15 protein-coding genes are annotated in these 12,599 nt (G+C 58.0%); 8 read left to right on the top strand and 7 right to left on the bottom strand.

Annotated features, from left to right (window positions below; genetic code table 11):
• Window positions 1-8 precede the first annotated feature (8 nt).
• The 3 genes from ilvA to SynPROSU1_RS07390 are packed head-to-tail and all read left to right on the top strand — an operon-like array spanning window position 9 to window position 2,416.
• On the top strand, window positions 9-1,538 hold the full coding sequence (ilvA, locus tag SynPROSU1_RS07380; protein ID WP_186569951.1) for a threonine ammonia-lyase, biosynthetic: 1,530 nt from the start codon (window positions 9-11) through the stop codon (window positions 1,536-1,538).
• Between the two features lie 39 nt (window positions 1,539-1,577).
• Window positions 1,578-2,081: an SMC-Scp complex subunit ScpB gene (gene scpB, locus SynPROSU1_RS07385; protein WP_186569952.1), complete on the top strand. Its 504-nt coding sequence runs from the start codon at window positions 1,578-1,580 to the stop codon at window positions 2,079-2,081.
• Window positions 2,082-2,107: 26 nt separating this feature from the next.
• Complete coding sequence (locus tag SynPROSU1_RS07390) at window positions 2,108-2,416, top strand: YggT family protein (RefSeq protein ID WP_186569953.1); 309 nt, start codon at window positions 2,108-2,110, stop codon at window positions 2,414-2,416.
• A gap of 1 nt (window position 2,417) precedes the next feature.
• Here the strand turns inward: SynPROSU1_RS07390 and SynPROSU1_RS07395 are convergent, their stop codons facing one another.
• Together SynPROSU1_RS07395 and SynPROSU1_RS07400 are read right to left on the bottom strand one after the other, a co-directional pair.
• Entirely contained in the window at window positions 2,418-2,885 is a 468-nt protein-coding gene (locus SynPROSU1_RS07395; protein ID WP_186569954.1) for a hypothetical protein, read from the bottom strand.
• Between the two features lie 8 nt (window positions 2,886-2,893).
• Window positions 2,894-3,223, bottom strand: a complete 330-nt coding sequence (locus SynPROSU1_RS07400) for a nucleoside triphosphate pyrophosphohydrolase family protein (RefSeq protein ID WP_186569955.1) — start codon at window positions 3,221-3,223, stop codon at window positions 2,894-2,896.
• A 56-nt stretch (window positions 3,224-3,279) separates the two neighbouring features.
• On the opposite strand from SynPROSU1_RS07400, the gene pyk reads away from it, so the two are divergent.
• The 3 genes from pyk to ftsH are packed head-to-tail and all read left to right on the top strand — an operon-like array spanning window position 3,280 to window position 7,952.
• On the top strand, window positions 3,280-4,731 hold the full coding sequence (gene pyk / locus SynPROSU1_RS07405; protein WP_186572294.1) for a pyruvate kinase: 1,452 nt from the start codon (window positions 3,280-3,282) through the stop codon (window positions 4,729-4,731).
• 13 nt (window positions 4,732-4,744) lie between these two features.
• Window positions 4,745-5,974: an ABC transporter permease gene (locus SynPROSU1_RS07410; protein WP_186569956.1), complete on the top strand. Its 1,230-nt coding sequence runs from the start codon at window positions 4,745-4,747 to the stop codon at window positions 5,972-5,974.
• A gap of 58 nt (window positions 5,975-6,032) precedes the next feature.
• Window positions 6,033-7,952 carry an ATP-dependent zinc metalloprotease FtsH gene (gene ftsH, locus SynPROSU1_RS07415; protein ID WP_186569957.1) on the top strand — a complete coding sequence of 640 codons (1,920 nt, stop codon included), beginning with the start codon at window positions 6,033-6,035 and terminating at the stop codon, window positions 7,950-7,952.
• A 52-nt stretch (window positions 7,953-8,004) separates the two neighbouring features.
• Here the strand turns inward: ftsH and SynPROSU1_RS07420 are convergent, their stop codons facing one another.
• Complete coding sequence (locus SynPROSU1_RS07420) at window positions 8,005-8,190, bottom strand: DUF2256 domain-containing protein (protein WP_186569958.1); 186 nt, start codon at window positions 8,188-8,190, stop codon at window positions 8,005-8,007.
• The gene (clpP, locus tag SynPROSU1_RS07425; RefSeq protein ID WP_186569959.1) at window positions 8,187-8,780 is read right to left on the bottom strand and encodes an ATP-dependent Clp endopeptidase proteolytic subunit ClpP; all 594 of its coding nucleotides are present in this window, start codon (window positions 8,778-8,780) and stop codon (window positions 8,187-8,189) included. The genes SynPROSU1_RS07420 and clpP overlap by 4 nt, the downstream gene beginning before the upstream one ends.
• Window positions 8,781-8,861: 81 nt before the next feature.
• Here clpP and psb29 point away from each other — a divergent pair, with 81 nt between their 5' ends.
• Window positions 8,862-9,506, top strand: coding sequence for a photosystem II biogenesis protein Psp29 (psb29, locus tag SynPROSU1_RS07430; RefSeq protein WP_186569960.1), 645 nt, complete (start codon window positions 8,862-8,864; stop codon window positions 9,504-9,506).
• 107 nt (window positions 9,507-9,613) lie between these two features.
• On the opposite strand, the gene SynPROSU1_RS07435 is transcribed toward psb29, so the two are convergent.
• From SynPROSU1_RS07435 to petN, 3 genes are all read right to left on the bottom strand, one after another.
• Window positions 9,614-9,820 carry a hypothetical protein gene (locus SynPROSU1_RS07435; RefSeq protein WP_186569961.1) on the bottom strand — a complete coding sequence of 69 codons (207 nt, stop codon included), beginning with the start codon at window positions 9,818-9,820 and terminating at the stop codon, window positions 9,614-9,616.
• 845 nt (window positions 9,821-10,665) lie between these two features.
• Window positions 10,666-11,631, bottom strand: coding sequence for a hypothetical protein (locus tag SynPROSU1_RS07445; protein ID WP_186569962.1), 966 nt, complete (start codon window positions 11,629-11,631; stop codon window positions 10,666-10,668).
• Between the two features lie 496 nt (window positions 11,632-12,127).
• Window positions 12,128-12,229 carry a cytochrome b6-f complex subunit PetN gene (petN, locus tag SynPROSU1_RS07450; RefSeq protein ID WP_011364412.1) on the bottom strand — a complete coding sequence of 34 codons (102 nt, stop codon included), beginning with the start codon at window positions 12,227-12,229 and terminating at the stop codon, window positions 12,128-12,130.
• A 72-nt stretch (window positions 12,230-12,301) separates the two neighbouring features.
• Between petN and clpS the strand changes: the two genes are divergently transcribed.
• Window positions 12,302-12,598, top strand: coding sequence for an ATP-dependent Clp protease adapter ClpS (gene clpS / locus SynPROSU1_RS07455; RefSeq protein WP_186569963.1), 297 nt, complete (start codon window positions 12,302-12,304; stop codon window positions 12,596-12,598).
• The last annotated feature ends 1 nt before the right edge of the window (window position 12,599 follow it).

Below are 12,599 nucleotides of genomic sequence, written 5' to 3' on the forward strand. Positions count from 1 at the left end.
ATGGTGGGATGACCGACTACCTGCAGCGGATCCTGCGCGCCCGCGTTTATGACGTGGCGCGTGAAACTCCCCTGGATCACGCCCCCAATCTGAGCCGCCGGCTGAACAACACGGTCTGGCTGAAGCGAGAGGACCTCCAGCCGGTGTTCTCCTTCAAACTGCGTGGCGCTTACAACCGCATGGCGCAGCTCAGCTCAGACGAACTGAAACGCGGTGTCATTGCCTCCAGTGCGGGCAACCATGCCCAGGGCGTGGCGCTCAGTGCCCTACGACTTGGCTGTCGAGCGGTGATTGTGATGCCCAGCACCACCCCGGAGGTGAAGGTGCGCGCCGTACGCGCGTTGGGAGGGGACGTGGTGCTCCATGGCGAGACCTACGACGAATGTTCCGCGGAAGCCCAGCGACGCTGCAAGGCCGACGGCCTGACCTTCATCCACCCCTTTGACGATCCGGAGGTGATCGCGGGTCAGGGGACGATCGGGATGGAGATCATGCGCCAAGCCGAGCAGACACCAAACGCCATCTACGTGGCTGTCGGAGGAGGCGGCCTGATCGCAGGGATTGCTGCCTACGTCAAACGGCTCTGGCCAGAGACCGAGGTGATTGGTGTGGAGCCGATCGATGCTGATGCCCTGACCCGCTCCCTGGAACAGGGACAGCGAGTGGAACTGGAACAGGTGGGGCTGTTTGCCGATGGCGTCGCCGTGAGAAAGGTGGGCGAACACACCTTTGAGCTGGCTCAGCAGTTCGTCGATCGGATGGTTCGGGTCGATACCGATGCCATCTGTGCCGCCATCAAGGACGTCTTTGAAGACACCCGCTCCATTCTTGAACCAGCTGGTGCACTTGCGATTGCAGGGCTGAAGCAGGACGTGGCCGATCGCAACCTGGCAGGGCGCAATCTCGTGGCGGTGGCCTGCGGGGCCAACATGAATTTCGACCGCCTGCGCTTCATCGCCGAACGGGCTGAGCTCGGTGAAGAGAGAGAAGCGATGTTGGCCGTGGAGATTCCCGAATCACCCGGCAGCCTCAGGCGCCTCTGTGAACTTCTGCGGGAGCGCAGCCTCACCGAATTCAGCTACCGCATGACCGATGGCGCCACAGCGCAAATCTTCATCGGTGTGCAAGTCAAGGATGAGGCCGACCGGTCATCACTGCTGAGCCAACTTGAGCAGGGAGGCTTTCCATCGCTCGATCTCAGCAACAACGAATTCGCCAAGGTGCACCTACGTCACATGGTGGGAGGCCGGCTGCCGTCTTCAGCGCGGACGGCCTGCGCCGGGGAATGCCGGGAACTGCTCTATCGCTTCGAATTCCCCGAACGCCCAGGTGCCTTGATGAGCTTTGTCGATGCACTCCATCCCGGATGGAGCATCAGCATCTTCCACTACAGAAACCACGGTGCCGACGTGGGACGAATCGTGGTGGGAGTTCTGGTGCCGGAACAGGAGATGGAGGGGTGGACTGGATTCCTGAATGCCCTCGGGTATCGCCACTGGGATGAAACAAACAACCCGGCCTATGGCCTGTTCCTCTGAGTTTCAGGGCGGTAACTTGAGTGCTCTTGAGGGGTTGTGATGTCGTCTCCATCCCTGGCCACGCGGCTCGAGGCGATTCTTTACCTCAAGGGCAGACCCGTCAGCGTCGGGGAACTGGCTGAGCTGGCCGACTCCGATCGACGAGCGGTTGAGGAAGCTCTTGTGGCTCTCACCGCCTCCTACGCCCAGCGTGACAGTGCCCTGGAGATCGTTGAGCAGAGCGGTCGCTACGGACTGCAGCTAAGGCCAGGCATGGGTGATCTGGTGAAAGACCTGCTGCCAGTGAATCTCACTACAGCGACGTTGCGAACCCTCGCCACCATCGCTCTGAAGAAAAGGATCCTCCAATCGGATCTCGTTGATCTGCGCGGATCGGGTGCCTATGACCACATCAAGGAGCTGCTGGCCCAGGAGTTCATTGAACGCCGTCGACAGAGTGAAGGCCGTTCCTACTGGATCACCCTCACCGAAAAATTCCATCGCACCTTCTCCGTGCTTCCTGATATCGGGGTAGGAGCGGATCAACCGGCCGAAGCTGCATAGAATTTTCGAAAGTCAGCGTTTCTTCCGTGGACACAACAGCTCTCACAAGTGGCCTTGCAGTTCTGCTTGAAGTACTCGCCACGGCAGTGAACATTTACCTGTTGGTCCTGTTCGTTCGTGTTCTGCTCAGCTGGTTCCCCAACATGGCCGGCAACCCCGTCGTGGGTGGGGTTGCCTCGATAACCGATCCATACCTGAACATCTTTCGCGGTGTTATCCCCCCGCTCGGCGGCATCGACCTCTCTGCACTTCTTGCATTCATCACCCTCAACCTTTTGCAAAGCCTGCTGATGGGCTCCAGCGCTAAATTCGCGGCGATGAGCCAGGTATTTTGAGTCACTGAATAGCCCGTTCCAGCGGCAGCAGATCGTCGTCGTCGGCATCGACGCGGGTTCGAACTGGCGCCTTGAAACCACGCGCCCGGGCATTTTTAATCTCGAACGGTCCTGGCGTTCCGGCAGGAACCGAAATACGCAACGCAAACTTGGATTGACCGGGGTTCACGTCGCCGATCGATCCCACCCGGGTTCTGTTTGGAAGCACAGGTTCACCACTGGCGTCCAGGATTCGTGCGTAAACGTCGGTGTCGACAACGCTGTTCCGGCTGCTGTTCTCAACGTCACCCGTGAGCACGTAGCAGCTGGCACCCATCGGGCGGCTCAGATCTGGCTGATTGCCGGGGTCCTGTTCACCGCAAGGATCCAGGCGAATGCCACTGAGTTGCAACTCGGCGGCATCGCAAGGCAGTGCCAGTCCCAGCAGCAGAGGCAGGCTGATTACAAAGGAAAGAAAACGACGAAGCATCGGGGAGGTCAACGTTGGTCACCGCTGCCGCCAATGCGCCCACGGGCGGCTCGGCTCGACAGTTTCTGGAGGTTGGCTTCAGCCACCTGTTCCAGGTCATAACCCAGTTCGCTCGCCAGTTGGGCGACATACCAAAGCACATCACCCAGTTCGAGCTTGATTGCTTCGCACGTCTCCTGATCAAAGACCCCCTGACGATCGCGAATCACCTTCTTGACCTTGTCGGCCACCTCGCCTGCTTCACCGGTCAAACCAAGGGTCGGATAGATCGGATTGCAGCCCACATCCGGGTAGGCAGCCGTCTTTCGAGCGGCGTACTGATAGGAATTCATCTCCATTGGGCTGGTTAGGAAACGCCCGGATGGTAGTTTCCGCAAGGATTTTCAGCCGCGATATGGGCCAGTTCGACCTGAACAGACGGACCAAGATCGTGGCCACCATTGGACCAGCAACCGAGAGCCCGCAGAGAATTAAGGAGCTGGTACGGGCTGGCGCGACCACTTTCAGGCTGAACTTCTCCCACGGGGACCACAGCGAACACGCGGCACGTATCGCCACGATTCGTCAGGTGTCTGAAGAACTAGGGCAGACCATCGGCATCCTTCAGGATCTTCAGGGTCCGAAAATTCGGTTAGGGCGATTCGCCGAGGGTCCGATCACCCTGGCCAATGGAGATCCGTTCACGCTCACGTCAAGGCCAGTGAGCTGTGACAAGACAATCGCAACGGTGACCTACGACAAGCTGGCCGACGAGGTCACAGCTGGAAGCCGGATCCTTCTCGATGACGGCCGTGTGGAGATGAAGGTTGATGCCGTCGACCAAGCGCAGCAGACCCTGCATTGCACCGTCACTGTGGGCGGTGTTCTCTCGAACAACAAGGGCGTCAACTTCCCGGATGTTCAGCTCTCCGTCCGTGCCTTAACGGACAAAGACAAGACCGACCTGGCCTTTGGGCTCAGTCAAGGAGTGGACTGGGTCGCCCTCAGCTTTGTTCGCAACCCCTCCGACATGGAGGAGATCCGCGGGTTGATCCGTGAACAAGGCCATGAAACCCCTGTGGTGGCCAAGATTGAAAAGTTTGAGGCCATCGATCAGATCGATTCCATCCTTCCGCTGTGTGACGGTGTGATGGTGGCTCGTGGCGATCTGGGCGTGGAGATGCCGGCCGAGGAAGTGCCGTTGTTGCAGAAGGAGCTGATCCGCAAAGCGAACAGCCTGGGCATTCCCATCATCACTGCCACTCAGATGCTGGATTCGATGGCCTCCAGCCCACGGCCGACCCGTGCCGAAGTCAGCGATGTGGCCAACGCCATTCTTGACGGGACCGACGCTGTGATGCTGTCCAACGAAACCGCGGTGGGTGATTTCCCCGTGGAGGCCGTCCAGACCATGGCGACCATCGCGCAACGGATTGAAAAGGACTATCCCCAACGATCCATCGACAGCCACCTGCCCAGCACCATCCCCAACGCGCTGAGTGGTGCGGTCAGCACGATCGCAAGCCAGCTCAATGCTTCAGCCATCGTTCCACTCACCAAAAGTGGGGCGACAGCACGCAACGTCAGCAAGTTTCGTCCGGCGGCACCAATCCTGGCCGTGACTCCTGATCGCACCGTTGCCTGTCGCCTTCAACTGGTCTGGGGAGTGACCCCTCTGGTGATTCCCCAGGGGGAACGCACCACGCAGACGTTCCATGCGGCCATGGTCAAGGCCAGAGAGCTGAATCTGCTCAAAGAGGGCGATCTCGTGGTTCAGTCAGCTGGGACCCATGCAGGCGTATCCGGATCCACGGATCTGGTCAAGGTGAGCATCGTCAGCAACGAAGCTGAAGCGACACTGCTCTAAACGACGGCAGACCATGAATCGGCGCATGCCCGCCACGGAAACGGTGCGGATGGCCCTCACCACCCTGCGGAGCAATCGTCTTCGCAGCCTGCTCACGATGGTGGGCATCGTGATCGGCAACGCTTCGGTGATCACCCTGGTTGGGGTGGGCCGAGGAGCACAGGGGCTTGCTGAGGAGCAGCTGACCAACCTTGGAGCCAATGTTCTGTTTGTGGTTCCGGGGAACAACAACACCCGTCGACAGGGAATAACCCGTCCGAAGACCCTTGTTATTGAAGACGCAAAAGCCATTGCGGAACAGGTCCCCAGCGTCAAGCGGGTGGCTCCCCAAATCAACAGCAACCAGGTGGTTCAGGCTGGGGCACGCAGTGCCACAAGTTCGATCTACGGCGTCACACCGGAATTCGTGCCGGTTCGCAGCTTTGAGGTGGCCAAGGGTCGTTTCATCAGCAACCAGGACGAATCGAGCGCAAGGGCCGTGGCCGTTCTCGGCTCGGATCTGCGCACAAAACTATTTCCAACCGGTGCTGCCATCGGTCAGCAGGTTCGGATCGGCAATCAGGCCTTCAAGGTCATCGGTGTCATGGCCCCAAAAGGAGCCGTGTTCGGCAGCAACCAGGATGAGAATGCCTACATCCCGCTTTCAACGATGGTGAGCCGGATCACCGGTCGGGATCCGATTTACGGCGTCAGCCTCACCTTCATCAGTGTTGAAGCCAGAGATGAACAAAGCACCAGCGCAGCGAAATTTCAGATCACCAACCTGCTGCGGCAGCGTCACCGGATTCTTCGGGATGACGATTTCGCGGTGCGATCCCAGAAGGATGCCCTCACCATCGTCGGCACCATCACCGGAGGACTCACCCTGATGCTCGCGGCCATCGGGGGAATCTCCCTGCTGGTGGGCGGCATCGGGATCATGAACATCATGCTGGTCTCCGTGAGCGAACGAACCGAAGAGATCGGCCTGCGCAAGGCTTTGGGGGCCCGCAGCAGCGATGTGCTCCAGCAGTTTCTGGTGGAGTCACTAGTCCTCGCCAGCCTGGGCGGTGCCATCGGCACCTTGGTTGGCCTGGGAACAGTGAGCCTCGTGGCTGCATTCACACCCCTCCCAGCAGCAATTGGTGCGACGACTGTGGTTGTCACCGTTGGGCTCTCAGGATCCATCGGACTGTTCTTCGGTGTCGTACCCGCCCGACGAGCCGCCAAGCTCGATCCGATTGTTGCCCTGAGAAGCCTTTGATCAAGGCCTCAGAAATCCGACTAACTCCTTTACACTAGTTAACGAATTTCCTCAGCTCATGAATCAGCGCTGGCGCCTTCTTGCCCTCTGGCTGTTGCCAATCGGCGTCGTGTTGCTGATCGGCTGGCAGGTGGTAAGCAACGGAGGCATCAACAGCCTCAACCAAGACAGCAATGGCACCACCGTCGCTCCACGCAATGCTGCGGTAGCGCGCATGAGCTACGGCCGCTTCCTCGATTACGTCGAAGCCGGTCGCGTCACAGCCGTTGATATTTACGACGGTGGCCGCAACGCTGTGGTTGAAGCCGTCGATCCTGATCTCGACAACCGCGTCCAGCGCCTGCGTGTTGATCTTCCCGGTCTCGCTCCGGAACTGATCAACACACTCAAAACTGAAGGCATTAGCTTTGATATTCATCCCCCACGTACAGCGCCTCCGGCCCTCGGCGTACTGGGCAATTTGGCATTCCCTCTGCTGCTGATCGGTGCCCTGATCTTCCTGGCGCGCCGCAATAGCAACATGCCTGGCGGCCCTGGCCAGGCCATGCAGTTCGGCAAAAGCAAAGCTCGCTTCATGATGGAAGCGGAGACCGGCGTCATGTTTGATGACGTGGCCGGCGTCACTGAAGCAAAGCAGGAACTGCAGGAAGTGGTCACCTTCCTCAAGCAGCCCGAGCGGTTCACCTCCGTGGGTGCTCAGATTCCCCGCGGCCTTCTGTTGGTCGGGCCTCCCGGCACCGGCAAAACCCTCCTTGCCAAGGCCATTGCTGGCGAAGCGGGCGTTCCCTTCTTTTCCCTCTCTGGTTCTGAATTCGTTGAGATGTTTGTTGGCGTCGGTGCCAGCAGGGTTCGTGACCTGTTCAAGAAAGCCAAGGAAAACAGCCCTTGTCTGATTTTCATCGACGAAATTGATGCCGTTGGCCGTCAGCGCGGCGCCGGAATCGGCGGCGGAAACGACGAGCGCGAGCAGACGCTGAACCAGCTCCTGACGGAGATGGACGGCTTCGAAGGCAACAGCGGCATCATCATCATTGCTGCCACCAACCGTCCCGACGTTCTCGACTCAGCCCTGATGCGTCCCGGTCGTTTCGACCGTCAGGTCACCGTGGATGCTCCTGATATCAAGGGTCGTCTCGCCATCCTTGAAGTGCACTGCCGCAATAAAAAGCTCCAGGACGAGCTCTCCCTCGAAAGCATCGCCCGCCGCACTCCTGGGTTCACGGGTGCCGACCTGGCGAACCTGATGAACGAGGCAGCCATTCTCACCGCCCGCCGACGCAAGGAAGCCATCGGCCTGAGTGAAATCGACGACGCCGTTGACCGCATCATTGCCGGCATGGAAGGTCGTCCCCTTACGGACGGTCGAAGCAAACGTCTGATCGCATACCACGAGGTTGGTCATGCCCTGATCGGAACCCTGGTCAAGGACCACGACCCTGTTCAAAAGGTCACCCTGGTTCCCCGGGGTCAGGCCCAAGGCCTCACATGGTTCTCTCCGGACGAAGAGCAAACTCTCGTCACCCGTGCCCAGCTCAAGGCCCGGATTATGGGAGCCCTTGGTGGTCGCGCCGCAGAAGATGTTGTGTTCGGCCATCAGGAAGTCACCACCGGCGCGGGTGGCGACATCCAGCAAGTGGCGTCGATGGCCCGGAACATGGTCACCCGTCTTGGGATGAGCGATCTTGGGCCTGTTGCCCTTGAAGGTGGTGGTCAGGAAGTCTTCCTTGGCAGAGATTTGATGTCCCGTAGTGAAATTTCCGAATCAATTTCTCAGCAGATCGACATCCAGGTGCGTGACATGGTGAAGCGTTGTTATGAGGAAACAGTTGAAATCGTGGCCTCCAATCGCGAAGCCATCGACCGTCTGGTGGAACTGCTGATCGAAAAGGAAACGATGGGTGGAGATGAGTTCAAGGCTGTTGTGGCTGAATTCACTGCTGTTCCTGAAAAAGATCGCACCGTCGTTACCCTGGACTGATCCCAGACATCAACCAGTAAAAAACCCCCGCCTTGAACAGACGGGGGCTTTTTTATGGGTTGGACTTGTTCTTACGACGACGACAACGTTCGGAACAATAAACAACGTCGTCCCAACAATTTCTCCAGGCTTTGCGCCACTCAAATGGGCGATGGCAAACAGGGCAGATCTTGCTGGGAAGATTTGCTCTTAAGCCATTGCCCTTCGGAACATTGTTTTTGGATCGACCTCTCGTCAAGCCACAGCCTGAACAGGTCGCTTGTCAATAACAGAATCGATCAAGCCATAATCCACTGCCTCAGAGGGAGACATGAAGAAATCACGGTCCGTGTCCTCCTGAATGCGATCCAAAGGCTGACCTGTTCGATCAGCCAATTCCTGATTGAGGCGATCTTTGAGGAAGAGAATTTCATCCGCCTGAATGCGGATATCACTTGCTTGTCCTTGGGCGCCGCCCAAGGGCTGGTGAATCATGATCCGGGAGTGCTGCAGGCTGCTGCGCTTGCCTTTGGTGCCTGCACAGAGAAGAAAGGCACCCATGCTCGCGGCAAGACCCACACAAACGGTGTGCACATCCGGTTTGATGTGCTGCATGGTGTCAAAAATGCCAAGGCCGTCGTAGACCGAACCGCCAGGGGAGTTGATGTAGAGGTAAATATCTTTCTCAGGATCCTCAGCTTCGAGGAACAACATCTGGGCAACGATCCGATTGGCGGAGTCACTTGTCACAGCTTCGCCGAGAAAGATGATCCGCTCGCGCAGAAGTCTGGAATAAATGTCAAAGGCCCTTTCTCCCCGGCCTGACTCCTCAATCACAATCGGGATCATTTGAGCTTGAGCGGGGTCAAACAATCTTAACGGCGATGCCTGCGGCGCTAGGGTTCCGGCCAATCACTCAGGGACTGCACGTTGGCCGACAGTCAGACCATCGCAGACAGCAAACGGTCGTTTCATCAGTCCTTTCCCCACGTCATCGCGCCGCTCTACCGCCGCCTTGCTGACGAGCTGTTGGTGGAACTGCACCTGCTGAGCCATCAAAGCCGCTTTGAAGCCAATGAGCTCTTCAGCGTCGGACTCTGCACGGTGTTTGACACCTTCACCAAGGGGTATCGGCCGGAAGCTCAGACAGAAGGGTTGTTCAGTGCCCTCTGCAGCAGCAATGGTTTTGACGCTGCAAGCCTCCGCAAGACCAGCGCAACGCTGATCGAACAGGCCAAAGGAAAAGATCTGGACAGCATCAAGACATTGCTGTCATCCCACGCTCTCCAGGACGGGGCTCACTATTCGCGTTTGATGGCCGTTGGACTGATGCGACTGCTTCAGGCTGCAGCAGAGGATGCCTCCAGCCCTGACATTGCAGCCCTGGCTCAACAGAGCAAGGATCTCGCCGAAACCCTTGGCATGCCCGCCGATCGCGTTGAAAAAGATTTGACGCTGTTTGGATCGAACAGCGAGCGGATGGACCAGGCAGTTGATCTGGTGCAAGAGACCATTGCAGCCGAAAAGCGCAAGAAAGAGCGCCGTCTCGCAGAACAGAAGAAGACAGAGGCCTGACGGGCAACATCGCAGTTCCCAACTGGACTCTTCATTGACCCTCCGGTGACGGGGGGTCTTTCTGCTGGCAGCATCGCGAAACGTCAGCGACTCATTAAGACACCGGGTCAAACCACCGGGTCAACCACCGATGTGACGATCAAAGACCAGCTCAAAGCCATCAACACTGGAATCAAAGAGGTGTCGATAGAGCCGCGGAAGGATCCGCCGATGCCGGTGGCCACCTTGCCCGCCAAAATGGATGGCCGCAAAACGCACCAGCAGCGCGTCCCCACCGGATGCAAAGCCGACGCGCAGGGATTAATACTCGCCACCGTCAGGCCCTGGTGCTGTCCTCAACCAACCTCTTAGGGCCGAAATGTGTCTTTGCGTCATGCGAGCGCTGTTGACGCGCCCAGCCGAATCCGATCATTCTGCACCTCAAATCAGAACTCCTCACGGACACGAATGGGAGCTGACGCATGGCTGATGTGAGTCACGTTATCGGCCGTGTCAGAAACCAAGGGGTCCAAGGATTGTCCAGGTGGCTTATATCGATACGAGCGCCGTTCATTGGGTCAAAGCTGACCTGGCGACCAACATCATTCCGCGCTGCTAGAGCTGACTGATCCGTGAACGTCTTGTGGCCGACGGTGATGAACCATCGGAGCGATTCGACCACAAACGGTGGTTGGTATGCAAAAAATGCAGACTCCAGGCTCGACCCGATGTCTTAAGAAAAAACGGACCTGACCCGGACCGCAGCCCAGGTCAAATCGCAGGTCTCGTCGGGCATCGCTCTGCCCGGCTTCCGGGTCCGATTAGCAACCCAGCAGAGAAATGATGCGACGAAAAGTCCTAACTCGTCGTGTACTGAAGAACACTTTCATGACAACCACAAATTGCGTGCGAGACCTGAAATGGGACCGACTTTTCTGTCGTGATCGGCCTAATGCGCCTCCTGAAGGTCACAGACCAAAACAGTCGCAAATCAAGGGGTGGACCGTTGGCTTCGCCAGAGAAGATCTCGCCATCCTGTGGTGCTCACAGTTCGCACACCATCTCATCAAGCAGGTGATGTGCCGGAATTCACGAGCCGTCCGGTTATTGATCAGCAGCATGGGGCAAGAGACCATTGCAGCCAGAAGCGCAAAAAGGACAGACGCCAAGCGAATCAGACTCAGCGCAACTCCAGCTGAAGCCGGAGCCTTCCGGGCTGTTGCTCCTTGGGAAGCGCTGTCATCTCAAGCTCCAACCCGGATGCATGACGAACCACACGGGGCCAACCCGGGCCAAGCCAGTTGAGCCGAACCAACTCATCCGGTCGCCCCCGCAGACGAAGCAGTTGTCGACCATGTCGTTTCAAGGGGCGCTGGCTGAGAGAGGGTGCTTCACCGAGGGCAAGCAGCAGCTCCACTCGCCCCTTCGTTTCCGGACCAAGCGACCATCCACCGCTGAGGGCGCCCTGGGAATCACGCCAGACATCGGAGAAACGAGTGGAGGATGGCCCCTCCTGCATCAGCAGAGGTTGTTGCTCATGCCTGAAGCCCCTACGCAACAAGGCTTTCGAAATAGCATCAAAGCTGCGCTTGAGTTTTCCGACTTGCTCAGCCTGGAGCATCAGTCGGAGCTGGACTGAGGCACGAAAGCGACCGGCATCAAGAGCATCCAGCCGAAGGACCACAGGAGCAGCAAGCAACGCGTCACGAAGCTCCTTGGGAAGTTCGTAGCGGCTGGTCAGCTGCTCAGTGATCAAGGGATTGTTCAGGAAAGATCCCAGCAGCGGCTCCAACGCAACACTGTTCAGTTCCAGATAACCCGAGAGCCCATTGGACGAGACACGGTTGGATCCACCTGGCCCGACTCCATCATTCAGGGAGACAAAAGGTCGAGAGGCAACAGGTCCTTCAGCGATGAGCCGATCTCCCTGAAGCACGACACTCAGGCAGCCATGGGACACGCTTGTCAGGGATGGGAACAGGGGACCGCTGATCGATGCCAGCCCCGAGGGGACCCACTGAACAGCCGTTCCACTGCTGAGACGTTCCAGGCAGTTTTGCTCCAACGAGGAGGGTGCCCGTGCCTCTAGCGGAGAGCGTTGATCAAAACTGGAGCGATGCAGTTCATCAGCAAACAGCAAGTCCAACGAGGAGGGATCAGACGAATTCGGAAGCACCAAAATGGGTTCACCATCATCGAGCCAGATCAGCCACCACAGACTCCGTCCATGGTTTTTCCAGCGATCAAGAGATGTTGAAGCCAGGCGCTTCGTCCAGATCTGCGGCACTGAAGCGTCTGGATCAGCCTCAAAACTCTGAACCAATCGAGCCCTTCGTGTGATCTCAAACAGCTCTGCTGTACGACGAGTGTTGAGGTCGGGCCTCAGTGCAGACGAACCAAGCAGGAGGCTCGGAACTAGCAAAAAAAGCCCTAAACAAAGAGCTGTACAGGGATGGAGAGCCAGTCGGCGTCGGATTAACGCAGTCAGGATTACGTTTTGCTTGGACCCTGGCGGCGTCGACGATCCCGCCATTCCACCGTTGAGAGATAGATAACAGCAACACTGACGAACACAAGAAGCACTCCTGCCGTCAATGCAAGGGTTTGACTCAGAAGGGGTGCGTCTTGAAGCACGGAATCGATCAGAAGTTCAGAGTCCCGTCACCGTTGCGTCCCCAGACGACCATGGCGATGGAGAAACTGAACATTGCGGCCAAGGACGCCCAACCGAGAGTGAACAACATGCGCTTGACCGCTTGATTTCTGAGATCCTACCTAGGGTCCAGCATATTTTCGTCCTGCCGGAGGCAACTGTCATGACCAGCTCCAGCCCCGGTTCGTCAGCAGTTCTGGAGCGCCAGGAGACGACGCAGCGCTACCCCCAAGCACGGGTCATTGTTCTGGACGACGACGTGAACACCTTTCAGCACGTCGTGGAGTGCCTACGAAAGGTCATCCCCGGCATGAGTGAGGACAAAGCCTGGAACCTTGCCAACAAGATCGACGGGCAAGGCTCCGCTGAGGTGTGGTGTGGTCCCCTCGAACAGGCCGAGCTGTACCACCAGCAATTACAGGCCGAGGGATTGACGATGGCCCCGCTTGAACGTTGTTGAT

Origin of the sequence: Synechococcus sp. PROS-U-1 (assembly GCF_014279755.1) — a bacterium.
Taxonomy (GTDB): domain Bacteria; phylum Cyanobacteriota; class Cyanobacteriia; order PCC-6307; family Cyanobiaceae; genus Parasynechococcus.

Bases quoted from the DNA above. Each gene is read 5' to 3' on its own strand.
- scpB (WP_186569952.1), top strand. From the start codon at position 1,578: ATGTCGTCTCCATCCCTGGCCACGCGGCTCGAGGCGATTCTTTACCTC.
- clpS (WP_186569963.1), top strand. From the start codon at position 12,302: ATGACCAGCTCCAGCCCCGGTTCGTCAGCAGTTCTGGAGCGCCAGGAG.
- ilvA (WP_186569951.1), top strand. From the start codon at position 9: ATGACCGACTACCTGCAGCGGATCCTGCGCGCCCGCGTTTATGACGTG.
- SynPROSU1_RS07410 (WP_186569956.1), top strand. From the start codon at position 4,745: ATGAATCGGCGCATGCCCGCCACGGAAACGGTGCGGATGGCCCTCACC.
- SynPROSU1_RS07400 (WP_186569955.1), bottom strand. From the start codon at position 3,223: ATGGAGATGAATTCCTATCAGTACGCCGCTCGAAAGACGGCTGCCTAC.
- clpP (WP_186569959.1), bottom strand. From the start codon at position 8,780: ATGATCCCGATTGTGATTGAGGAGTCAGGCCGGGGAGAAAGGGCCTTT.
- pyk (WP_186572294.1), top strand. From the start codon at position 3,280: ATGGGCCAGTTCGACCTGAACAGACGGACCAAGATCGTGGCCACCATT.
- petN (WP_011364412.1), bottom strand. From the start codon at position 12,229: ATGTTGTTCACTCTCGGTTGGGCGTCCTTGGCCGCAATGTTCAGTTTC.
- ftsH (WP_186569957.1), top strand. From the start codon at position 6,033: ATGAATCAGCGCTGGCGCCTTCTTGCCCTCTGGCTGTTGCCAATCGGC.
- SynPROSU1_RS07395 (WP_186569954.1), bottom strand. From the start codon at position 2,885: ATGCTTCGTCGTTTTCTTTCCTTTGTAATCAGCCTGCCTCTGCTGCTG.